Source organism: Arthrobacter sp. AIWTK1 (genome assembly GCF_056680535.1).
Genome location: NZ_CM155287.1, coordinates 563,330 through 585,004, shown reverse-complemented (window position 1 = coordinate 585,004; position 21,675 = coordinate 563,330). Strand labels below are relative to the sequence as shown.

Sequence of the window (21,675 nt, the reverse complement as noted above, 5' to 3'; positions counted from 1 at the left end):
ACCTGGATCGTTGACGCCGCAGCAACCTTGGCCGGACGCAATGCTTCTTCCCTGAAGGACGCCGCGACCCAACGAAGGTGCTACTGCCAGGACCGATGGAAAGGAACCATCCGCCATGCCTTTGAACACCGACCACATCCGCGTCACCCATGCAGGCTCGTTGCCCCGCACTCCGGAACTGATAGCTGCCAACGAGGCCAAGGAATCCGGCGGTATCACCCCGGAATTCCTGGAGCTCCTGGAAACCTCCGTGGTGGACGTGGTCCAGCGGCAGAAGGACCTGGGCATCGACATCCCCAACGACGGGGAGTACGGCCACGCCATGGCCAGCTCCGTGGACTACGGCGCCTGGTGGAACTACTCCTTCTCCCGGCTCGGCGGCCTGGAGCCCACCAACGTTGACCGCTGGGCCGACGCCGAGGTGCACCGTTCCTCACCCGGCAACATCGTGCTGACGTCGTTTCCGGACCGGCGGGACCGGCAGAAGTTCAACGACGCCTACAACGACCCCTCGTCCGGGATCCTGGCCCACCGCAAGAGCGTCGCCCAGCCCAAAATCGCCGGCCCGCTGGCATACACCGGCCAGGACCTGGTGGCCTCGGACATCACCAACCTGAAGAAGGGCCTGGCCGCTGCCGGGCTGGCCGAGGGCTTCGTGGCGTCCCTCTCCCCCGGATCCTGCGCCCGCGTGGCCAACGAGTACTACGCATCCGACGAAGAGCTCGTCTACGCCTGCGCCGACGCCATGCGCGAGGAGTACAAGGCAATCATCGACGCCGGACTCACCGTCCAGCTGGATGATCCGTCCCTGGCCGAAAGCTGGGACCAGATCAACCCCGAGCCAAGCCTGGAGGACTACCTGAAGTTCATCCAGCTTCGTATCGAGGCCACCAACTGGGCGCTGCGGGACCTCCCCCAGGACCAGATCCGGCTGCACGTCTGCTGGGGCTCCTGGCACGGCCCGCACACCACCGACATCCCCTTCGCGGACATTATCGATTCAGTGCTCCAGGTCAACGCCGGGGCCTACTCCTTCGAAGCCGCCAACGTGCGGCACGAACATGAGTGGCGGGTCTGGGAGGACACCAAGCTCCCCGAGGGCAAGATCATCATCCCGGGCGTCGTCTCGCACGCCACCAACGTGGTGGAGCACCCCGACCTCGTTGCGGACAGGATCGTCCGGTTCGCCGACCTCGTGGGGCGCGAGAACGTCATCGCGTCCACTGACTGCGGCCTGGGCGGCCGCGTCCACCCGCAGATCGCCATGGCCAAGCTGGAGTCCCTGGGCGAAGGCGCACGCCGCGCCACCAAGCGGCTGTGGTGACGTCCTAGGGACTTTTCCCGAACCTTGAGGCCCAGTGTGCCGGGCCTGTCAGCGACGGCAGGCCCGGCATTTCGCTGGGCTTGATAGACTGATAAGGATCGATCAGGAATCGGTCCACTCACCACATTTTCAAACCACACCGTATCCGGCGTGCCCGTAATTGGCATGCCCGTATCCGGTGCGGCAGCGTCACCGATCCCCGCAGGAGACACAGCAATACATGACAGCCCTGGCTACTGAATCTTTCCGCGAGCAGCTTCTGAGCCGCCGTTACGAACCCAACGTCGCAGTTGTCAATGAGCTGTGCGACACCTTCCAGAGCCTCAAGCCGGACACCGTGGTCCCCTATGTGGACCCGATGCACGACGTCGACGAGTGCCGCATCATCAGCCTGTACTCCAACATCGGCACCGCCGACGAATCCGGCTTCATCACCGCCGGCGACACCGAAGCGGCCACCCGCATGCTCGGCGTGCAGTGGAAGCTGGGCCTCCGCCCCGAATTCGTCATGCCCTGGAACGTCCACCCGTGGCACATCCCCGGCGAGCCCAACGGCAAGTTCACCCCGGACCAGATTTCGGCAGGCCTCAAGCCGCTCCTGAAGTTCCTTGCGCTGGTGCCCCGTGCCTCCGTGATCGTGGCCCACGGCACCGAGGCCAACCGCCTCGCCCAGCTGCTCCTGAAGACCGAGGTGCCGCTGCTGTGGCGCCGCGGCCTGAAGACCTACAAGGTCCGCTCGCTCAGCGGCCGCGCCTTCGCAGGTACCGAGGCCCGCCAGCAGCAGTACCTGGACGAAATGCACGTTGCGTACGCTGACGCCATGGCCCGCACCGGCCTCACCAAGGCGAACTAACGGCCTGAAGCACATACGACGGCGGCTCCCCACCCGGAAAGGTGGGGAGCCGCCGTCGTTAATTCAGTTGAGGTTCTCGCCTTCGATGGCCGCCTTCGCAGTGGGATCGGAGTCATTGAGGAACTTCTCAATGCGTTCCGGTTCCTCTGCCTCGCCGATGGCCGAGGACGCACGGCCCAGGGAGTACAGGGCGCGCAGGAAGCCGCGGTTGGGCTCGTGTTCCCACGGGATAGGTCCCACGCCGCGCCAGCCGTTGCGCCGCAGCGAATCCAGGCCGCGGTGGTAGCCAACGCGGGCGTAGGCGTAGGACTCGATGACCCTGCCCTCATCCCAGGCTTCCTCCGCGAGGATCGCCCACAGGAGCGAGGACGTGGGGTGCTTCGCCACAAGGTCCACCGCCTCCTGGCCGAGGGCCAGGTGCTGGTAGATCTCGGACTCCGCGGGCAGGAGCGTGGGCTCGGGGCCCATGAGGTTCCTGCGGAACTCGTCGGACATGATTAGAACGTCTTTCCGGCCGAGCCGAGCTGCTTCGTTGCTTCAACAACGCGGGCAGCCAGTCCGGCTTCAGCGGAGGCTCCCCAGACGCGCGGGTCGTAGGTCTTCTTGTTGCCGACTTCGCCGTCAACCTTCAGCACGCCGTCGTAGTTCTTGAACATGTGGTCCGCCACGGGACGCGTGTAGGCGTACTGGGTGTCGGTGTCGATGTTCATCTTGATGGTTCCGTAGGAAACGGCATCCGCGATTTCCTGGTCCGAGGAACCGGAGCCGCCGTGGAAGACGAGGTCGAACGGGTTTTCCTTGCCGATCTTGGCGCCGACCTGGGCCTGGATGTCCTTGAGGATTTCCGGGCGCAGCTTCACGCCGCCGGGCTTGTACACGCCGTGCACGTTGCCGAAGGTCAGGGCGGTGATGTAGCGGCCGTTCTCGCCGGCACCGAGGGCATCGATGGTGGCCAGGGCGTCTTCCACCGTGGTGTAGAGCTTGTCGTTGATGGCGTTCTCGACGCCGTCTTCCTCGCCGCCCACCGTGCCGATCTCCACCTCAAGGATCATCCTGGCGGCAGCGGTGCGCTCCAGCAGTTCACGGGCGATGCGCAGGTTTTCCTGCAGGGTCTCCGCGGAGCCGTCCCACATATGCGAGTTGAAGAGCGGGTTGCGTCCGGCCTTGACCTCGGCCTCGGAGGCCGCCAGCAGCGGCAGGACAAAGCCGTCCAGCTTGTCCTTGGGGCAGTGGTCGGTGTGCAGCGCGATGTTGACGCCGTAGTTCTTGGCGACCTCGCGGGCGAATGCGGCGAAGCCGAGCGAGCCGGCAACCATGTCCTTGGTGGACGCGCCGGACCAGTAGGCAGCGCCGCCGGTGGACACCTGGACGATACCGTCCGACTCTGCCTCGGCGAAGCCGCGCAGGGCAGCGTTCAGCGTCTGCGAGGACGTGACGTTGACGGCCGGGAAAGCGAAGCCGCCCGCCTTTGCGCGGTCGATCATCTCGGAGTAGATCTCTGGGGTTGCAATGGGCATGCTGACTCCTAAAGTGAATTTCGTCTACGGGTTGTGTTGACCCTGGAGTGAACCTCGTCGGCTAGCACCCATCCTAGCCATTTCTGCGCGGGGGCAGTGTTTCGGGTCACTGGCCGGGTAACACTTTGCCCTGCGCCCGCCCGAGGTGGCACTTCGCGGCAGTGTTTCGTGCCAACACTGCCGCGAAATGTCATCTCGGGTGCCAGCCACGGCTTTCCAGCGCGGCACGGACTTTAGGTACGACGGCGGGATGGTCCCCTGTGAGGTCGTCTTTGGACACGCGGACCTCGAGCCAGCCGTGCTCGCGCGTCAGGGATTCGCGGCGGATATCCCTCCGGTATTGCTCGGCACCGCCATGGCCGGCGCCGTCGTACTGGATCGAGATACGCCACTCTACGTACGCCGCATCGGGCCACAGCACCGGGGCGCCGTGCACACCCCACAGCACGTGGTTCAGTTCCGGTTCGGGCAGCCCCGCCCTGACCAAGGCCAGACGCGTCATGGTTTCAGGCTGCGAGTCGGCCCCGACGCGGATCAACTCCAGGGCAGTCCTCGCCGACCGGATTCCCCTGGCGCCGGGATGGTTTGCAACCATGTTCCGCAGCTCCGCCTCGGTACACAGTGGGTCGCGGGGCGCCGGGAACTCCGGCCCGTGGGAGCAGACCAGGGAATCCCCTGCGATGACAAGTTCATCCACGCCGGCCATGGAAGCCAGGTCCAGCCAGGTCCTGGCAGGCGAGGTGAGGCGGACGCCGTCGTACTCCACGAGCTCGCCGGGGAGGAGGGTCAACAGGTGCCCCACCACGTTGACCCTGCGGGGCATGCTGAATCCGGGCCGACGGGACAGGTGGATCCGCCAGTCATCCTCCAGCCGCCATGCCAAGGCCACGCGCCAGACACGGGCGGCGGACACGTGGGTCAGGGCAGAAGAGTCGTCCAGTTCGGTGTAGGCCCGCAACGCCGCGGCACCCTTGGCATCGGATCCGAGGTGGACACGGATCCCCCTGGAAACTGTGGCCAGGTCCTTGGCTTCCGTGCGCGTCCTGCTGACGCCGGCCTTGTCCGACATGCGAAGGGAGAACGAGCCGGCCGTCAGGTGTTCGGGAAGCGGGGCCCTGTGCATCCCCAAATTCTTCCCGATGGCGGGCCCGCCGGGGAGGGTTATCCACAGGCAGCCGTCCTGAACAGCACCGAGATGGCAGTTCGCGGCAATGTTCGCCGCCGGCACTGCCGTGAAGTGCCATCTCGGCGAGGGAGTTAGACGTGCTGGCTGAACACGTGCCGGCGGATCCAGGCGTGCATGGCGATGGCCGCAGCCGACGCCGCGTTGATGGACCGGGTGGAGCCGAACTGTTCGATCGACAGCGTATCCAGGGCGGCCTCGTGGACCTCCGGGGTCAGCCCCGGGCCTTCCTGGCCGAACACCAGGACGCAGTTTTTCGGGAGGTCATAGGTTTCCAGGGGCACGGAATCGGGGAAGATGTCGATCCCGATGATCGCCAGCCCCTCCCCCTGCGCCCATGCCACGAAGTCCTCCACCGTGGGGTGGTGGCGGACGTGCTGGTAGCGGTCGGTGACCATGGCTCCCCGGCGGTTCCACCGGCGTCGTCCGATGATGTGGACTTCCTTGGCGAGGAAGGCGTTGGCCGTGCGGACCACGGTGCCGATGTTGAGGTCGTGCTGCCAGTTTTCGATCGCGATGTGGAAGTCGTGGCGCTTGGAGTCAAGGTCCGCCACGATGGCCTCGTGCTTCCAGTACCGGTACTTGTCCACCACGTTGCGCCGGTCCCCGTCGGCGAGCAGGTCCGGGTCCCAGTGCCCGCCTTCGGGGAGCTCACCTTCCCAGGGCCCGACGCCGACCTCCGCCTTGGGTTCCGGTTCCTCCTCGGGCGGGGGAACGGGCAGGGCTGGGGTCCGGGGTTCAGTCACGCCTCAACTTTAGCCGTCCAGCTTCCAGCGGTTGGCCCGGTAGGAGTTGGCAACCTTCTCCAAAGCCTCCGGGTTGGCGCTCCAGTAGCTCTCGTGTCCGCTGACACCCACCATCTGCGGCGTGCCCCACGGGGTGATGGTAAACAGGTTGACGGCCCGGATGGCGTCGCCCCCGGCGTTGGTGCAGGTGAACCCGACCACGACGGCGGCCGCGCGGCGGAACTCCCGGATTTCCGGCGTCGACGCCTCAAAATTGCTGGCGCACTTGTGGCCGACCAGGTGCTGCGGCAGTTCAGTGGCGGGGATGGCCTTGAGTTTGGCCTCAATATCCTTGATCGCGGCCTGCACCTTCGCGGGCTCCTTGCCGAACTTGCCTTCCTCCGCCTCCGCGAAGAAAGCGAAGGCCGTGGAGATGCCGTCCCCGTCGCGCTCCTCAGTGCCCTGGGCCTTTTGCTGCATGGGGGCGCCGGTGGAGGGGTCCTTGCTGATCCCGAAGGTTTCGTCGCTGCTCCAGGAAGCAAGGTAGGCAAATGAGGATTCCCCGGTGACGAACCTGGTGAACAACGGATCGTCGTCGGCGGGAATGTTGGCGGGGCCCTGCAGTTCATCCCAGCCCTGGGGAAGCGGGAAGGCCCCGGCGGGCATGCCGTCCGTACCCGGATCAGCCGACGGCGCCGCGGATTCCGCAGGGGCGGTGCTCTCCTCGGCCGCTTCCGATGACACCGCGTCGGAGGACGTTGCCGCCGGCACGGGATTGTCCTGCGCCTGCGGCTTGCTGAACGCCGGGATGACCCAGACGAACACGGCGACCAGCGCAACGATCACGGCGGCGCCAACGGCGGCGAGCACGATGACCAGGTTCTTGTTGTTGCGCTGCGGCTGGCCCGCGTAAGGCGGCTGTGGAGGGTAGGGCTGGGGCTGGAACTGCTGCGGCGGGTACGGAGGTGCCTGGTGCGGCTGCGGCGGGCGGGGGACCTCCGGGTACTCCCCGGTCTCTCCTGCCCGGTTGTCCCGGGGCGGCGGTGCACTGTAGTTGTTGCTCATGGTGGGCCCTTTCAGGTGCTGGCGGGCATCCCGGGGTTCCCTGGATGCCTGCTGATATCCGGCGGCGGGGATCTGCCGGCGCACGCCGGCACAACAAACCGCCGCGGATATCCCCCGATCCGTGGCCGCTGGCACACAGGTGCCAGCTTCGAGCCTAACGGAAAGGAAGGCCCCGGCTGTCCGTCATTCTGCGGGCCCCGGGATGTTCCTGCGCCCGAAAAATGACAGACTGGGACCCGGAAACCGGCACATCAGCGTTGGAGGATCAGCATGGCAGAGTCAGACGAAGTACGTTCATCGGCAGCGGTTTACCGGAGCGGCCAGGAGATCGAGTGCTGGCTGACTGACATGGACGGTGTCCTGGTCCACGAGAACCAGCCGATTCCCGGCGCGGCTGAACTGATCCAGCGCTGGGTGGACACTTCCAAGCGCTTCCTGGTACTCACCAACAACTCCATCTTCACGCCCCGCGACCTGGCTGCGCGCCTGCGCTCCTCCGGCCTGGAGATCCCCGAGGAGAACATCTGGACCTCGGCGCTGGCCACCGCCCAGTTCCTCAAGGACCAGGTGCGCGGTTCGGACTCCGGGAACCGCGCCTACACCATCGGCGAGGCGGGACTGACGACGGCGCTGCACGAGGCCGGCTTCATCCTCACCGACCAGAACCCGGACTTTGTGGTGCTCGGCGAAACGCGCACGTACTCGTTCGAGGCCATCACCATGGCCATCCGGCTGATCCTTGCCGGTGCCCGCTTCATCGCCACCAACCCTGACGCCACGGGCCCGTCCAAGGACGGCCCCATGCCCGCCACCGGCGCCATCGCGGCCCTGATCACCAAGGCCACCGGCCGTGAGCCCTACATTGTGGGCAAGCCGAACCCCATGATGTTCCGTTCGGCCATGAACCAGATCGATGCCCACTCCGAGACCACCGCCATGATCGGCGACCGGATGGACACTGACATCATCGCCGGCATGGAGGCAGGCCTGCACACGGTGCTGGTCCTCAGCGGCATCACGCACAAGGACGACATCGCCGCGTACCCGTTCCGTCCCAACCAGATCCTGAACTCGGTAGCCGACCTCAAGAGCCAGATCTAGGCCGCAGGTTCAGAACACAGTCATCCTGGGGCCGCCGGAAGGCAGCGGGAAGATCTCATCCTGCAGTTCCTCGATGATGGGCCGGTAGACGAACGGGTTCCACTGCGGGCTGGCATGCGCCGGTAGTGCATCGTCGGTGCGGCGGTCGTTGGACACCATGTTGGCCGCAAACGTCTGCGCCCACGACTGGCGGGCCGTCTCGTAGTTCACGGTGCCGTCACGGGGGTTGCCGATGAAGGCCATCCGGGTGCCGCCCAGCTTGCCGGCGAACCGGGTGGCGTCAAAGTGGTAGATGTAGGCGGATTCGGACTGGATCAGCACGCTGGACGGGGCGATCGGTGACAACTGCTCCAGGCTCTGGTCCAGCACCTGGCGCCAGGACCGTTCGTCCTTGTGCATGATGCGTTCGCCCAGCTCATACCCGCCGCGCAGCACGGTGGGCACCCGGAAGCCGCCCTCGTAGAGGACCACGACGCCCTCGAACCAGCTCTGGTCCAGGACGTCGAACTTGCTGTACGGACTGGAGTCCAAGAGGATGAACTCCACCTCCACGCCGTGCAGTTCACGCAGGCGGGCCGCCACCTGGGTGGCCACCATGCCGCCGAAGCTGTGGCCGTAGAAGTACAGGCTGGTCAACTGCTTCGCCCGCACGTGTTCGATCACTGCGATCACGATCTCGTCAATGTCCAGCCCCTCGTTGGAATACCCGACGGCGGCCAGCTGGCCGCGCTGGCGCAGGGCACCGCGCAGCGAGTTGAGGATCCACTGCGCCTCCTCCCAGCTGGTCTTGTAACCGGGAAACAAAATCCAGCTGGCGTTCGGGTAGTAACTCTCCGCGAAGTCATCGCGGACAGCCAGGATCCTGTTGGTGCGTCGCTCCGCCTGGACGTGCCGGGTGAAGAACATGTCTGCGGCCAGCACCGCCGCCGCCCCCGTCCCCGTCAGGAAATTGCGCCGGGAAAACCTCTTGAGTTCGGCAGCATGCTTGAGGAGGCGGCCCTCGGCTGAACCGGGGCCGCCCTCAGGCTGTGGTGGCTCCTGGACACGCGGCACACCTCTACCGTAGCCACAGCGGAACCCGGATATGAAACCCGCGAAACCAGCTAGATCACGGGCTCCGCCGGACGCGCCGACAGGCCGTCTGCTGAGTGCTTCCGGCCGGCTTCGGCGCTCTCCCGCCGTGAGATTTCCATCCCGATCGCGTCATACTGCGCCAGCAGCTCCGTTCCGGCAATCGCGGCGGGATCGTCCAGGAGGCCGAAGATGGAATCGCTGGCTGCCAGGAGTTCGTCGTCGGAGTACCGGGCCAGCGGCCCGCATCCCGAGGGGTCGATGGAGGCGGCGAATTCTCCGCTGATTTCAATTGTCTGCAGGGCCGATCCGGCCTCGGGAGAAAGGGACTCCCGCTGCGGCATGAATTCGAGTGATACGCCGGAGACGGTCGAGGTGTCGCCGTTGGAGGCGCCGCCGTCGATCGCGTTCAGGTCGTTGCGAAGCCCCACCAACGCAGGCGATTCCACGAACGCGGCCTGCGAAAGATCCACGCGGATGTGGGCGGTAATTCCCATGCGGCGGATGCGCCGGATGACGTGCACAAGGGCGGGGCGGGATTCCTGGTTGAGGCTGCCCCGGACCTCGATCCGAACAACATCGGCTGCGACGTCCAGCTTAACGAGGGCATGAAGATTGCGGTCCATAAGTACTCCAAAAAAGGGTGTCTATGGCCGACGGCTCAACCTTGGCTAGCGTATCCCCCGCGGGGCGGCGCCACAAGCCTGCACTTGGCGGCTATCCGGCCTGGCTTCGGTCTTCGCGGCGGTCCTGGTTCCGGGCCGTCGCGCGTCCCTGGCCGCGGTCCTGGCCCTGTCCCGGCTCCTCGAAGTGCGTGCGGGTGCCTGCCCCGCCGACCGAGTCCACCAGCGACTTCGCGATATCCCGCAGCTTGACGTTGCTGTTGCTGGACGCGTCGGTCAGGATTTGCACTGCCGCCTCCTGGCTGCAGCGGTTCTGCGCCATCACAATTCCTATGGCGATGTCGATGGTGGTCCGGGATTCCAGCGTCGCACGGAGGTTGGTGGCACTGTCCGTGTGCAACGAAAAACGGACCGCCAGGCGGAGCGCCTGCGAGATTTCACGGGTGTACTCGCGGGCGCGGGCCGCTGCTTTTTCGTCAAACTTGCGCGGAACGTCCGAGTAGAGGTTCAGGGCTGCCTTGGCTTCCCCCTGGAGGCTAAAGGGAAGCGACAGCACCGAACGCAGCCCGTGCGAGGCCACGGCGTTGGCATAATCGGGACCCCACCGGTCTTCTTCGAAGAGGTCCGGGACGTGGACTTCCCGTTCCTCCTGCGCGGCGGTCAGACACGGTCCCTGCGACAGCCGGTACTGGATCTCGTCCACTTCACGGGCGGAGTCGCTGCTCCAGCCGATGGTGGCGGCCTTGCGGTCCCGGAGCAGGGTGATGCCGCAGAGTGCATCGTCACCGTCGCCCGCCATCTGGTGCGCGGAGAAGCGCGCCAGTTCGTTGAGGAAGTCCTCGAAATCGGCACTCTCCAGGATGAGGTTCTGGATCTGGTCGACGGTGGTGGGTGCCGGGTTCGACGGGAGCATGGCGCGTTCTCTCCAGGTGCGTGACTTGAAATTGAGCTACGCAAATTGTAAGGTCGCGCCTCTTGACCGTCCAAGCGGGGTTTGCTTCCGGCTGAATTGTTCCCCCGGCAGGCGCCGCCGGTAACTGCACGCTAGTGCAGGCCGAGTTCATCCTTCCCGAAGGCGAACAGGTAGGGGACGCCGGCTTCGGCTTCGATCTTTTCCTTGGCGCCGGTGTCGCGGTCCACAATCACGGCGACGGCGACGACGTTGCCGCCGGCCCGCCGCACCCCTTCGACCGCGGTGAGCGCGGAGCCGCCCGTGGTGGAGGTGTCCTCCAGGACCAGGACCTTGCGGCCCTCCACCGAGGGGCCCTCAACCTGGCGGCCCATGCCGTAGGACTTCTGCACCTTGCGGACAACGAACGCGTCGACGGGCCGGCCGGCGTCGACGGCGGCATGCATCACGGCGGTGCCCACCGGGTCCGCCCCCATGGTGAGTCCGCCGGCGCACTCAAAGTCGATCCCGGCGTCGTCCATCAGCGACAGCATGACTTGGCCGACCAGTTTGGAGGCCTCGTGGTGCAGCGTGATGCGGCGGAGGTCGATGTAGTAGTCGGCTTCGGCTCCGCTGGACAGGATCACCTTGCCGCGGACCACGGCGAGTTCCTTGATCAGTTCAAGCAGGCGGGCACGGGCGGCAGCAGCGTCAGCTGCAGGGAAGCTGGGAGCAGTCATGGGCTCCAGTTTAGTGGCTCTGCGGTGCGTGCCGGCCCGTGCCGCATTGCTGGGGGACACACCGGCGGGCAGACCGGAAACCCACGGGACTTTCTACTCTATGCAGCTTCCCCGGCGAGGAGTCCGATTGAACCATGACGGCCGGAACCGCTCCATCGACCCGCTGGCCCGCAATCCCCAAGGACCTCCGCGGCCTCGCCGTCCGCCCGAACATGGTGGACTACGACGCCAGCCGCGCCGCGTTTTCCTGGGACGAAGCCCGGCACGCCCTGGCCGGCCTGCCCGATGGCGGCGTCAACATCGCGTACGAGGCCGTGGACCGCCACGCCGCCGGAGAACGGGCAGGCCACGAGGCGCTGCGTTTCATCCGCGCCGACGGTACCGCCCGGTCCCTGAGTTACGCAGAGCTGGCGGAACAGACCGGACGGTTTGCCGGCGTCCTGCACGGGCTGGGAATCGGCCGCGGGGAACGGGTCTTTTCGCTCATGGGCCGCAGCCCGGAACTGTATGTCGCGGTACTGGGAACGCTTAAGAATGCCAGCGTCTTCTGCCCCCTGTTTTCCGCCTTCGGCCCAGAGCCTGTCCGTCAGCGACTCCACCTGGGATCCGGCCGCGCCCTGATCACCACCCGGGCACTGTACCGGCGGAAGGTTGCCCAGATACGCGACGAGCTGCCGGAACTGGAACACGTGCTGCTCATTGATGCCGAGGGCCGGCCGGACCCCGGAACCCTGGATCTGGCCGAACTGATGCGGGACGCGCAGCGGCTGGAGACCGTGTCCACCCGTGCCGAAGAAATGGCCCTGCTGCACTTCACCAGCGGCACCACCGGCACCCCCAAAGGGGCCATCCACGTGCACGACGCCGTCACGGCACACCACGCCACCGGCTTCTTCGCGCTGGACCTGCACCCGGACGACGTTTACTGGTGCACCGCGGATCCCGGCTGGGTCACCGGCACCTCCTACGGCGTGATTGCTCCCCTCACCCACGGCGTGACCACCATTGTGGACGAAGAGGAGATGGACGCGGACAGGTGGTACCGGATCCTCGCCGAGCAGCACGTCACCGTCTGGTACACGGCCCCCACCGCACTGCGCATACTGATGAAGGCCGGGGCCGGCCACGCGGCAGGGCACGATTTGTCCGCGCTGCGGTTTGTGGCCAGCGTGGGCGAACCGCTCAACCCCGAAGTGGTGGTGTGGGGCCAGGAGGCCTTCGGCCAGCCCGTCCATGACAACTGGTGGCAGACCGAAACCGGCGGCATCATGATTTCGAACTACCCCGCCATGGAGATCCGGCCCGGTTCCATGGGGCGGCCCCTTCCCGGCGTTGAGGCCGCGATTGTGGCCCGGGACCCGGACGGCAAAGCGGTGCTCAGGAACGGCGAGGCTGTCCTCGTGACTGAACCGGAAGGGGTGGGCGAACTGGCCCTCCGTCCCGGCTGGCCGTCGATGTTCCGCGGCTACCTCCACGAGGACGAGCGGTACCGGCGTTGCTTTGCCGGCGGCTGGTACCTCACCGGGGACCTCGCGAAGATGGACGCCGACGGGTATTTCTGGTTTGTGGGCAGGGGCGACGACGTCATCAAATCCTCGGGCCACCTGATCGGCCCCTTCGAGGTGGAGAGCTCGCTCATGGAGCACGAGGCCGTGGCCGAGGCCGGGGTGATCGGCGTCCCGGATCCCGTGGCCGGCGAAGTGGTCAAGGCCTTCGTGGAACTCCGCACCGGGTGGCAGCCCTCGGAGGCACTCAAGCTGGACATCATCGGCTTCGCCCGCAAACGGCTGGGCCCCGCGGTGGCTCCCCGGTTGCTGGACTTCACCGATGCCCTGCCGAAGACCCGGAGCGGCAAGATCCTCCGGCGGCTCCTGAAGGCCCGCGAGCTCGGCCTCCCCGAGGGGGACACCTCCACCATCGAGTCGCCTCCCGGCCGCTATCCCGGAGCGCCAGCGTGACCGGCACAGCAGCGCGCGGCACGGGAAAAGCGGACTCCGACCATGCCCGCCACCTGCTCCACCAGATGCTTCGGGTGCGGCGGCTCGAGGAACAGTGCGTGGAACTCTACAGCGCGGCCAAGATCCGCGGGTTCCTGCACGTCTACATCGGCGAGGAAGCGGTGGCCGCAGGCGTGATGAGCACCCTGGCTCCGGACGACGCCGTGGTGGCCACGTACCGGGAGCACGGCCACGCGCTGCTGCGCGGCGTGCCCGCCGGAGCCATCCTGGCCGAGATGTACGGCCACGTGGAGGGCTGCTGCCGCGGCCGCGGCGGCTCCATGCACCTGTTCGACGCCGCCACCCGCTTCTTCGGCGGCAACGCGATCGTGGCGGGCGGACTGCCGCTGGCCGTGGGCCTGGCTCTCGCCGACAAAATGTCCGGGCGCTCCCGCGTGACCGTCTGCTTCTTCGGCGAAGGAGCCGTGGCCGAGGGCGCATTCCACGAAAGCCTGAACCTGGCCGCGCTCTGGCAGCTGCCGGTGCTGTTCTGCTGCGAAAACAACCTGTACGCCATGGGCACCGCGCTGGCACGTTCCGAATCGCAGACCGACATTGCCCTTAAAGCCGCCGGCTACGAGATCGCGTCGTGGTCCGCGGACGGAATGGATGTGCTCGCCGTCGAAGAGGCAGCCCGCCGCGCGGTGGACGCCGTCCGGGCCGGCGGCGGACCGCATTTCCTCGAGCTGCGGACCTACCGTTTCAGGGCCCACTCCATGTTCGATCCCGAACGCTACCGGGACAAGAAGGAGGTCTCCCGCTGGATGGAGCGCGATCCCATCGACACGCTGCGGACGGCGTTGGAAGCCACCGGGCAGTTGTCGGGAAAGGACTGGAAGGCCATCCAGCGGGAGGTGGAGGACGAAGTAAAAGCCGCGGTGGAATTCGCCGAGGCCGGCACCCCGGAGCCGCTGGAAGACCTGACCCGGTTCGTCTACAGCGAGCGGGGCCCGGAATGAAGACCACCTACCGCGAAGCCATGCGGGCAGCCATCCGGGATGCCATCCAGCGCGATGAGCGGGTGTTCCTCATGGGTGAGGATGTTGGCGCCTACGGCGGCTGCTTCGCCGTGAGCCTTGGCTTGTTCGAGGAGTTCGGTCCGGAAAGGATCCGGGACACTCCGCTGTCCGAAGCCGGCTTCGTGGGCGCAGGCATCGGGGCGGCCCTGGGCGGGATGCGGCCGATAGTGGAGATCATGACCGTGAATTTCAGCCTGCTGGCGCTGGATCAGCTGGTGAACAATGCGGCCACCCTGCTGCACATGTCCGGCGGGCAGTTCAACGTGCCGCTGGTCATCCGGATGACCACGGGCGCAGGCCGCCAACTGGGCGCCCAGCACTCGCACAGCCTGGAGGGGTGGTACGCGCACATCCCGGGCCTGCGCATCCTCACCCCCGCAACCCTTGAGGACGCCCGCGGGATGCTGTGGACCGCCCTGGAAGACCCGGATCCGGTGCTCATCTTCGAGCACGGAACCCTCTACAACGTGGCCGGGGAGCTCGCTGACGACGCCGGCCCCGTGGATATCAGCACCGCTGCGGTCCGCCGCGCCGGCCAGGACATTTCGCTCATCACGTACGGCGGAACGCTGCCGGCAGTGCTCGACGCCGCCGCCCAGTTGGCAGCTGAGGGCATCGATGCCGAGGTGCTCGATTTGCGCGTCCTGCGCCCGCTCGACGACGCCGCCATCCTGGGGAGCGTGGCCAAGACCCACCGCGCCGTTGTGGTGGACGAAGGCTGGCGGAGCGGCAGCATCTCCGCCGAGCTGAGCGCACGGATCACCGAAAATTCGTTCTTCGACCTGGACGCGCCCGTAGGCCGGGTGTGCAGCGCGGAGGCGCCGCTGCCCTACGCCAAACACCTGGAACTGGCGGCGCTGCCCACGGTGGAACGCATTGTTGCTGCGGCCCGGGAGGCGGTAGGGGCGCGTGGGTGATTTCAGGATGCCGTCCCTTGGCGCGGACATGGAGCACGGCAAGATGGTGGAGTGGCTCGTCAAACCGGGAGACTACGTGCACCGCGGCGATGTGGTGGCCGTTGTGGACACGGACAAGACCGTAATGGACGTGGAGTCCTTCGAAGAGGGCGTGGTGGCCGAACTGCTGGTGGATATTGGCACCACTGTTCCCATCGGCACTCCCCTGGCCCGGATCACCCAGACTCCCGACGACGGCGCCGGCCAGGCAGGAGGTCGGCCCGCTGGTGCGCAGGCGAAGGCGGCAGCCGCCCCGGCAGAAGCAGCCGTCACCGCCGCTGCCGCAGAGCCCGAAGGCGCGGCCGCGGCCCATGTTCCTCCCCCGGTCCGGCACTTGGCACACCAGCTTGGCGTGGAAACGGCAGGGATCCGCGGGACCGGAAAGCACGGCGCCGTCACCCGCGCCGACGTGGAACGCGCTGCGGCCGCCCGGCCGGCGCTGGCCCCGGCTGTCCGTTCAGCCCCGGCAGAACCGGCAGAACCGGCAGCCCCGGCGGCTCAGCGCACCGCCCCTGCGCCCCCTGGCACCAGGATCCGGTCCTCGCCGCGGGCGCGGCGGCTCGCGGACCAGCTCGGCGTCGACATCGGCACCGTGCCCGGGACGGGACCCGACGGCGCCGTCACCGAGGCTGACGTCCGGCGTGCCGTCAGCGGACGGGCGGCGCCCGTTCCCGCTGAAGAGCCGCCGGAAGAAGCCATTCTTCCCGGGGTGGAGGTGCCGCACCCGAAGGAGGCACCGCCGTCGGACGCGCAGGACCGCCTGTCCAGCCTCCGGCGGGCCATCGGTTCGCTGATGACCCGGTCCAAGCAGTCCATCCCGCACTATTACGTCAGCACCACGCTGGACCTACGTGCCGCCATCGGGTGGATGCAACAGGTCAACGAACAGCGGCCGGTGGCCTCGCGGCTGGTTCCGTCGGCCCTGCTGTTGAAGGCAACGGCCGTGGCCGCCCGGGAAGTCCCGGAAATCAACGGCTTCTTCACCGACGGAGCGTTCCGGCCGAGCAGCTCCGTGCACCTCGGCGTTGCCGTGGCCCTGCGGCACGGCGGACTGGTGGCGCCCGCCATCCACGACGCCGACACCCTGGCCGTGGACGTGCTGATGCAGCAGTTGCGGGACCTGGTCAGCCGGGCGCGTGCCGGGCGGCTGCAGCGCGCGGAAATGGCCGATCCCACCATTACGGTCACCAACCTGGGCGACCTCGGCGTGGAGGCCGTTTACGGCGTCATCTACCCGCCGCAGGTGGCCATGGTGGGCCTGGGCAAAGTGGTGGAGCAGCCCTGGGCGCACGACGGCATGCTGGGCGTGCGGCCCGCTGTCACCGCCACCCTCTCCGCCGACCACCGGGTCAGCGACGGGCTCCGGGGCGGCCGCTTCCTGGCCCGCATCGACGAACTGCTGCAAAAACCGGAGGAGCTATGAACGAGCAGGAGGCACGGCAGGCCGTGCACACGGCCATCAGCCAGGTTGCGCCGGACGTCGACTTTGACGGCCTCGACGAAGGCTCCCGGCTGCGGCAGGACCTCGAACTCGATTCGCTGGATTTCCTCCGGCTCGTCGAGACCATCAACGAGGGCACCGGCGTGGACATTCCGGAACGCGACTACGCCGCGGTAGCCACCGTCAAGGGCCTGATCGATTACCTCGCCGCCCGCGGCTGACCGCGGCGGGCAAACGGCGGCGCGTGTTCCGGCCTGGGGCCGAAAGCGATGAGCCGCGGCATCAGCCGCCGCACCACCGGGGCATGCCGGACAAAGAACAGCAGGACCGGCGGAGCCCCGGACCGCTTCCCGGCGAACAGCGGAACGAACACTGCCCGGTGCATCACGCGCTGGACGGTCTGGACAACGACGGTGGGCATCCGGCGCCGCCGTTCCACCGCGGCAAGGTCCTTCACCGGCACCTGCCCCCGGAGCAAGGCCGGTGCCAGCCGCGCGGCCGCCGCCACGGCATCCTGGATGGCCAGGTTGATGCCCACGCCGCCCGCCGGGGACATGGCATGGGCGGCGTCGCCGATGCACAGCAGCCCGTCCACGTACCAGCGCCGCAGCCGGTCCAGCCGCACGTCCAGCCAGTGGAGGTCGTCGAGCGAACGGATGGAGTCCACGCGGTCCGCCAGGTCAGGACGCAAGGCGGCGACCCGCTCCCTGAACCGCTCCACCCCTTCGGCCCGGATCCTGGCGTCCGCTCCCTTGGGGCCGAGGTAGCCCATCTGGTAGTAGTCGTCGCGGAACAGGGCAATCATGGCTTCGCGGTCCCGGAACGCCGGGACGATGCCCGCCACCGCGCCCTGTTCCGAAGCGTGGCGCGGGAGCTTGAACCACCAGGTGTCGAAGGGAACCGGATACTCCTTCGACTGCAGGCCGGCGGCCCGGCGCAGTACGGAATGGCGCCCGTCCGTGGCCACCACGAGGTCCGCGTGGAGCGCCCCGTCAGTACCCTGCATCCCACCCTGCGCACTGCCGTTCCCGCGCGTCCGGTAGCGGACGCCGGTGACCCGCCCGCCGTCGAACATTAACGAGGTGGCTTCATGCTCCATCAGGAGCGTGAACGTGGGTTCGCGGGCAGCCTCGGAGGCGAGGAAGTTCAGGAAGTCCCACTGCGGCATCATGGCGATGTAGTTGTACGGGGGCTTCAGGGACGCGAAATCGCCCAGGGTGACCAGTCCGGCGCCCGGGATGGGAAAGGCGACGTTGTTCAGCTTGCTCTGCGGAAGCTTCCGGAACCCGTCGCCCAGCCCCAGTTCGTCGATCAGCCTGATGGTGGACGCGTGCACGGTGTCGCCGCGGAAATCCCGGAGGAAGTCGCCGTGCTTTTCGAGGACCGTAACCTCCACCCCGGCCCGGGCCAGCAGGAGGCCCAGCATCATCCCCGCCGGCCCTCCGCCGACAACCACGCACCCCGTTCGCTCCATGCACCCACGCTACGCCGGACGCGCCGCCGCAGGGAATGGGACGCGCAAAAGGTCCCCGGACACCGAAACGGCCCGGGGACACACGGATTCGTGTGTCCCCAGGCCGTTTCAGTGTCCCCCGGCCGTTACCGGGTCAGAGCCGGGTGTCGAAAGAATTGCAGAAAACGTTGTCGTTGAACGTTCCCTGGAATTCCGATTTGCCCATGATCTTCCCGATGGTCGCCCGAATGGCCTCGGGCGACCCTGCGTGGGCGTGGATGGCGGTCTTCACCATCGGCACGTCGATCAGGTGGTTGGGCTGGTTGAGCGAGACGAACACGGTGGGGACCTCGGTGACGTACCACGGGATCTCCGCGGCCATCGGGGTGGACCACTTGATCCGGATGGCTGCCTCCTGGGCGAAGCCCTTCACGTTGGCGAACACGAAGGCGGCGTCGTACTTGTCCGCGTAGTCGCCGGTGGCTTCCTCCGAGATGACCGACATGAAGTTCACGCCGGTCTCCCCTGCCGCCTCGCGCTGGTCCGCCGTCTTGAACAGGTGCACCTCGAAGCCGGCGTTCTCCAGCTCCGCCTTGACGGTGTCCAGGTAGGCCAGCGGGTCAGCCCTGGTGAAGTCCGAGCCGCCGGAAATGCCGTACAGGCGGATCCGCTTGTGGGTCTCCGGCGTGATGGGCAGGTTGCCGGCAGTGTCCTTGACCAGGGTGACGGTCTTGTCCGCGATCTCTGCCGCAATGGCCCGGTGGGCGTCGCTGCCGATCACGGCGAGCGCGTCCGCCGGCGGGACCAGCTCGTGGCGCGCCTTCCGGTGGAGGCCCAGGCTAGCCTTCAGGGCGAGGATCCGGCGCAGCGCGTCATGCAGGCGCTGCTCGGTGATGACGCCGGACTTGTAGCCGTCCAGCATGTACTGGAAGTCCTCCGCAGGGTTGCGGAAGAACAGGAACATGTCGCAGCCGGCGGCGATGGTGGCCGGCACCAGGTCCTTGCGCTTCATGGCCTGGGTGAGGCCAATCATCTGCGAGGCGTCGGTGAGGATCAGCCCGTTGAAGCCCAGCTCGCCGCGGAGCAGGTCCTGCAGCAGTTCCGGCGCCAGCGTGGCAGGCTTGATGTCCTTGTCCGCGAGGCCCGGGCGGAAGTGCCGGGACAGTTCCGGTGCGCCGATGTGGCCGATCATGATGGACTGCACGCCGTGCCCGATCATTTCGCGGTACACGTGCCCGTAGCTCCGGTTCCACTCCTCGTAGCCAAGGGTGTTGTAGGACGTGACCACGTGCTGGTCGCGCTCGTCCATGCCGTCGCCGGGGAAGTGCTTCATGGCGCAGGCGGTGGGTGACTCGCTGATGCCGTCGAAGTACTCCTTGGCGCGCTCCACCACGATCTCCGGGGTGTTGCCGAAGGCCCGGGTGGAGATGACCGTGTTCCGCCAGTTGTAGTGGATGTCCACGATCGGCGCGAAGGCCCAGTTGCAGCCCAGCGCCGCGGTTTCGACGCCGGCCACCTGGCCCATCTGCCGGGCGATGGCCTTGTCCGGGTGCGAACCGGCCTGCAGGTGCGTGGCCACGAACGTGCCGTCGTCGCAGCTTCCGGCTCCCCCCATTTCCGGGTTGGAGGCCACCAGCAGCGGGATGCGGGTCTTGGACTGCGCGTAGCGGATGTGTTCCTGCACCGCGGCCGAGGGGCCGGGCCGGTAGCGCATGCCGCCCACGTGGTAGTTCTCCAGCACACCGTCGAGGTACTCCGGGGAGTAGTCGTTGTTGTGGTTGATGAACAGCTGTCCGATCTTTTCCTCGAGGCTCATCGACTCGAGGGTGCTGTTCACCCACTGAACCGCTGCGTCATCGAGGTTGAACGGCGCGGCCTGGAGGTCGACGTCGAACTGCCGCGGCTGGGTGCCGGCGGCACCTTCGCGGGTGCCCGCTGCCGTGGAACCGGCGACGACGGCAGCGTTCAGGAGGGCGAGGCCCGCCAGCGCTTCGGTCACCACCTGGTCAACCGGGGCGGCGATGTCCACCACGATGCCGGCTTCGTCGGCGTCGAGCGGTTCCAGGGTGGCGAGCTGCGAATCAAAGAGGGCGGGCGGCATGAAGTGGCCGGTGCGCCCTTCAGTCCGTTCCCTCAGCACCTCTTTGCTGCCGTGCAGGTGCAGGAACACGGTGTCCGGCGCCTGCTCCCGGATGGCGTCGCGGTAGCTGCGCCGCAGGGCGGAGCATGCAAGCACCAGGCCGCCGTCGCCGGCGGTGGCGAGTTCGGCGCCCACGGTGGCCAGCCAGGGCCAGCGGTCCTCGTCGGTCAGGGGCGTGCCGGCGGCCATTTTGGCCACGTTTTCCACGGGGTGGAGGGAGTCGCCGTCGAGGAACGGTACGCCCAGTTCGCGGGCCACGAGGTCGCCGATGGTGGTCTTGCCGCAGCCGGAGACGCCCATAACGATGATGCGGTGTTTGATGGCGTGCGTTGTCACGAGCCGTGCCTCACCAGTCATGGACGGTGCCGTCGACGAGGCGGTTGTAGGGCAGGTAGGCCTGCTGGTACGGGAACGCGGCTGCGGCCTCTTCGTTGAATTCGACGCCGATGCCGGGCTTGTCGCCCGGGTGCAGGTAGCCGTCCACGAAGGTCATGGACTGCTCGAAGACCTCGTTGGTCTTGTCCGAGTGCTGCATGTATTCCTGGATGCCGTAGTTGTGGATGGCCAGGCCCACGTGCAGCTGGGCGGCGAAGCCCACCGGGGAGATGTCGGTGGGGCCGTGGAAGCCGGACTTGATCTGGTACTGCGCGGCGAAGTCCATGACCTTCTTCAGCGGGGAGATCCCGCCGAAGTGCGTGGAAGCTGCCCGGACGTAGTCGATCAGCTGTTCCTTGATGATGGTCTGGTAGTCGTACACGGTGTTGAAGATTTCACCGATGGCCAGCGGGGTGGTGGTGTGCTGGCGCACCAGGCGCAGGGCTTCCTGGTTCTCGGCCGGGGTGCAGTCCTCGAGCCAGAAGAGGTCGTACGGTTCCAGTGCCTTGCCCAGCTTGGCGGCCTGGATCGGGGTCATCCGGTGGTGGCCGTCGTGCAGCAGCGGCAGTTCCGGGCCGAATTCGTTGCGGACAGCCTCGAACACGGTGGGCAGGTGCCGGAGGTAGGCGCGGGTGTCCCAGTCTTCCTCCACCGGGAAGGCGCCGCGGCCGGCGGGCTCGTAGTCGTAGCGCTCGCCGGAGGCCTGGGCCTGGGCGGCCACGCCGTAGACGGCCTTGATGCCGGGGACGGCGGTCTGGATGCGGACGGACTTGTAGCCGAGTTCCAGGTGCTCCCGGACGGAATCGAAGAGGGACGGGATGTCCGCACCGGAGGCGTGGCCGTAGGCGCGCAGGCCGTTGCGGGAGGCTCCGCCGAGGAGCTGGTAGACCGGCATGCCGGCCATCTTGCCCTTGATGTCCCAGAGGGCCATGTCCACTGCGGCGATCGCTGCCATGGTCACCGGGCCGCGGCGCCAGTACGAGGACCGGTACAGGAACTGCCAGGTGTCCTCGATCCGGTGCGGGTCCTTGCCGATCAGCAGCTGGGCGACGTGTTCCTTGAGGTAGGCGGCGACGGCGAGTTCGCGGCCGTTCAGGGTGGCGTCACCGATGCCGGTCACGCCGTCCTCCGTGGTGATCCGGAGGGTCACGAAGTTACGGGAAGGGCTTGTCACGAAGACTTCCGCGGCAATGATTTTCACAG

20 protein-coding genes are annotated in these 21,675 nt (G+C 67.2%); 8 read left to right on the top strand and 12 right to left on the bottom strand.

What is annotated here, in order from left to right; translation table 11 throughout:
• Positions 1 to 115 precede the first annotated feature (115 nt).
• Together AC1MDG_RS02805 and AC1MDG_RS02800 are read left to right on the top strand one after the other, a co-directional pair.
• Positions 116 to 1,324, top strand: a complete 1,209-nt coding sequence (locus tag AC1MDG_RS02805) for a cobalamin-independent methionine synthase II family protein (protein WP_479807406.1) — start codon at positions 116 to 118, stop codon at positions 1,322 to 1,324.
• 220 nt (positions 1,325 to 1,544) lie between these two features.
• Positions 1,545 to 2,177: a uracil-DNA glycosylase family protein gene (locus AC1MDG_RS02800; protein ID WP_043477781.1), complete on the top strand. Its 633-nt coding sequence runs from the start codon at positions 1,545 to 1,547 to the stop codon at positions 2,175 to 2,177.
• A gap of 63 nt (positions 2,178 to 2,240) precedes the next feature.
• Here AC1MDG_RS02800 and AC1MDG_RS02795 read toward each other — a convergent pair whose 3' ends face one another.
• The 5 genes from AC1MDG_RS02795 to AC1MDG_RS02775 form a co-directional block, all read right to left on the bottom strand.
• A complete protein-coding gene (locus tag AC1MDG_RS02795) occupies positions 2,241 to 2,672 on the bottom strand; it encodes a DUF3151 domain-containing protein (protein WP_479807404.1) in 432 nt (143 codons plus the stop codon).
• A 2-nt stretch (positions 2,673 to 2,674) separates the two neighbouring features.
• A complete protein-coding gene (gene fbaA, locus AC1MDG_RS02790; protein ID WP_043477775.1) occupies positions 2,675 to 3,694 on the bottom strand; it encodes a class II fructose-bisphosphate aldolase in 1,020 nt (339 codons plus the stop codon).
• 190 nt (positions 3,695 to 3,884) lie between these two features.
• Positions 3,885 to 4,817, bottom strand: a complete 933-nt coding sequence (locus AC1MDG_RS02785; RefSeq protein ID WP_479807402.1) for a hypothetical protein — start codon at positions 4,815 to 4,817, stop codon at positions 3,885 to 3,887.
• A 134-nt stretch (positions 4,818 to 4,951) separates the two neighbouring features.
• Positions 4,952 to 5,623 carry a TrmH family RNA methyltransferase gene (locus tag AC1MDG_RS02780; RefSeq protein ID WP_479807400.1) on the bottom strand — a complete coding sequence of 224 codons (672 nt, stop codon included), beginning with the start codon at positions 5,621 to 5,623 and terminating at the stop codon, positions 4,952 to 4,954.
• Between the two features lie 9 nt (positions 5,624 to 5,632).
• Positions 5,633 to 6,667 (bottom strand): hypothetical protein, encoded by a 1,035-nt coding sequence (locus AC1MDG_RS02775; protein WP_479807398.1) that lies wholly within the window; start codon positions 6,665 to 6,667, stop codon positions 5,633 to 5,635.
• Positions 6,668 to 6,937: 270 nt separating this feature from the next.
• Between AC1MDG_RS02775 and AC1MDG_RS02770 the strand changes: the two genes are divergently transcribed.
• Complete coding sequence (locus AC1MDG_RS02770) at positions 6,938 to 7,768, top strand: HAD-IIA family hydrolase (protein WP_011690383.1); 831 nt, start codon at positions 6,938 to 6,940, stop codon at positions 7,766 to 7,768.
• 9 nt (positions 7,769 to 7,777) lie between these two features.
• Here AC1MDG_RS02770 and AC1MDG_RS02765 read toward each other — a convergent pair whose 3' ends face one another.
• The 4 genes from AC1MDG_RS02765 to pyrE all read right to left on the bottom strand — a co-directional run bounded on the left by AC1MDG_RS02765 (position 7,778) and on the right by pyrE (position 11,091).
• On the bottom strand, positions 7,778 to 8,821 hold the full coding sequence (locus AC1MDG_RS02765) for a thioesterase domain-containing protein (RefSeq protein WP_479807396.1): 1,044 nt from the start codon (positions 8,819 to 8,821) through the stop codon (positions 7,778 to 7,780).
• 50 nt (positions 8,822 to 8,871) lie between these two features.
• Positions 8,872 to 9,465, bottom strand: a complete 594-nt coding sequence (locus tag AC1MDG_RS02760; protein WP_479807394.1) for a hypothetical protein — start codon at positions 9,463 to 9,465, stop codon at positions 8,872 to 8,874.
• Between the two features lie 91 nt (positions 9,466 to 9,556).
• The gene (locus AC1MDG_RS02755; protein WP_043477758.1) at positions 9,557 to 10,375 is read right to left on the bottom strand and encodes a GAF and ANTAR domain-containing protein; all 819 of its coding nucleotides are present in this window, start codon (positions 10,373 to 10,375) and stop codon (positions 9,557 to 9,559) included.
• A 131-nt stretch (positions 10,376 to 10,506) separates the two neighbouring features.
• A complete protein-coding gene (gene pyrE / locus AC1MDG_RS02750; protein ID WP_479807392.1) occupies positions 10,507 to 11,091 on the bottom strand; it encodes an orotate phosphoribosyltransferase in 585 nt (194 codons plus the stop codon).
• 134 nt (positions 11,092 to 11,225) lie between these two features.
• Between pyrE and acsA the strand changes: the two genes are divergently transcribed.
• From acsA to AC1MDG_RS02725, 5 genes are read left to right on the top strand one after another with little or no spacing between them, the layout of a single operon-like run.
• Positions 11,226 to 13,049: an acetate--CoA ligase gene (gene acsA / locus AC1MDG_RS02745; RefSeq protein WP_479807390.1), complete on the top strand. Its 1,824-nt coding sequence runs from the start codon at positions 11,226 to 11,228 to the stop codon at positions 13,047 to 13,049.
• A complete protein-coding gene (gene pdhA, locus AC1MDG_RS02740) occupies positions 13,046 to 14,047 on the top strand; it encodes a pyruvate dehydrogenase (acetyl-transferring) E1 component subunit alpha (protein ID WP_479807388.1) in 1,002 nt (333 codons plus the stop codon). Before acsA ends, pdhA begins: the two co-directional genes overlap by 4 nt.
• On the top strand, positions 14,044 to 15,024 hold the full coding sequence (locus AC1MDG_RS02735) for an alpha-ketoacid dehydrogenase subunit beta (protein WP_479807386.1): 981 nt from the start codon (positions 14,044 to 14,046) through the stop codon (positions 15,022 to 15,024). The genes pdhA and AC1MDG_RS02735 overlap by 4 nt, the downstream gene beginning before the upstream one ends.
• Positions 15,017 to 16,486 (top strand): dihydrolipoamide acetyltransferase family protein, encoded by a 1,470-nt coding sequence (locus AC1MDG_RS02730; RefSeq protein ID WP_479807384.1) that lies wholly within the window; start codon positions 15,017 to 15,019, stop codon positions 16,484 to 16,486. The genes AC1MDG_RS02735 and AC1MDG_RS02730 overlap by 8 nt, the downstream gene beginning before the upstream one ends.
• A complete protein-coding gene (locus tag AC1MDG_RS02725; RefSeq protein WP_043477746.1) occupies positions 16,483 to 16,725 on the top strand; it encodes an acyl carrier protein in 243 nt (80 codons plus the stop codon). The genes AC1MDG_RS02730 and AC1MDG_RS02725 overlap by 4 nt, the downstream gene beginning before the upstream one ends.
• Here the strand turns inward: AC1MDG_RS02725 and AC1MDG_RS02720 are convergent.
• The 3 genes from AC1MDG_RS02720 to manD form a co-directional block, all read right to left on the bottom strand.
• A complete protein-coding gene (locus AC1MDG_RS02720; RefSeq protein ID WP_479807382.1) occupies positions 16,704 to 17,978 on the bottom strand; it encodes an FAD-dependent oxidoreductase in 1,275 nt (424 codons plus the stop codon). The two genes, AC1MDG_RS02725 and AC1MDG_RS02720, sit on opposite strands and share 22 nt — an antisense overlap.
• Positions 17,979 to 18,111: 133 nt before the next feature.
• Positions 18,112 to 20,454, bottom strand: a complete 2,343-nt coding sequence (locus tag AC1MDG_RS02715) for a gluconokinase, GntK/IdnK-type (protein WP_479807380.1) — start codon at positions 20,452 to 20,454, stop codon at positions 18,112 to 18,114.
• Entirely contained in the window at positions 20,444 to 21,673 is a 1,230-nt protein-coding gene (gene manD, locus AC1MDG_RS02710) for a D-mannonate dehydratase ManD (protein WP_305943393.1), read from the bottom strand. The genes AC1MDG_RS02715 and manD overlap by 11 nt, the downstream gene beginning before the upstream one ends.
• Positions 21,674 to 21,675: the final 2 nt, after the last annotated feature.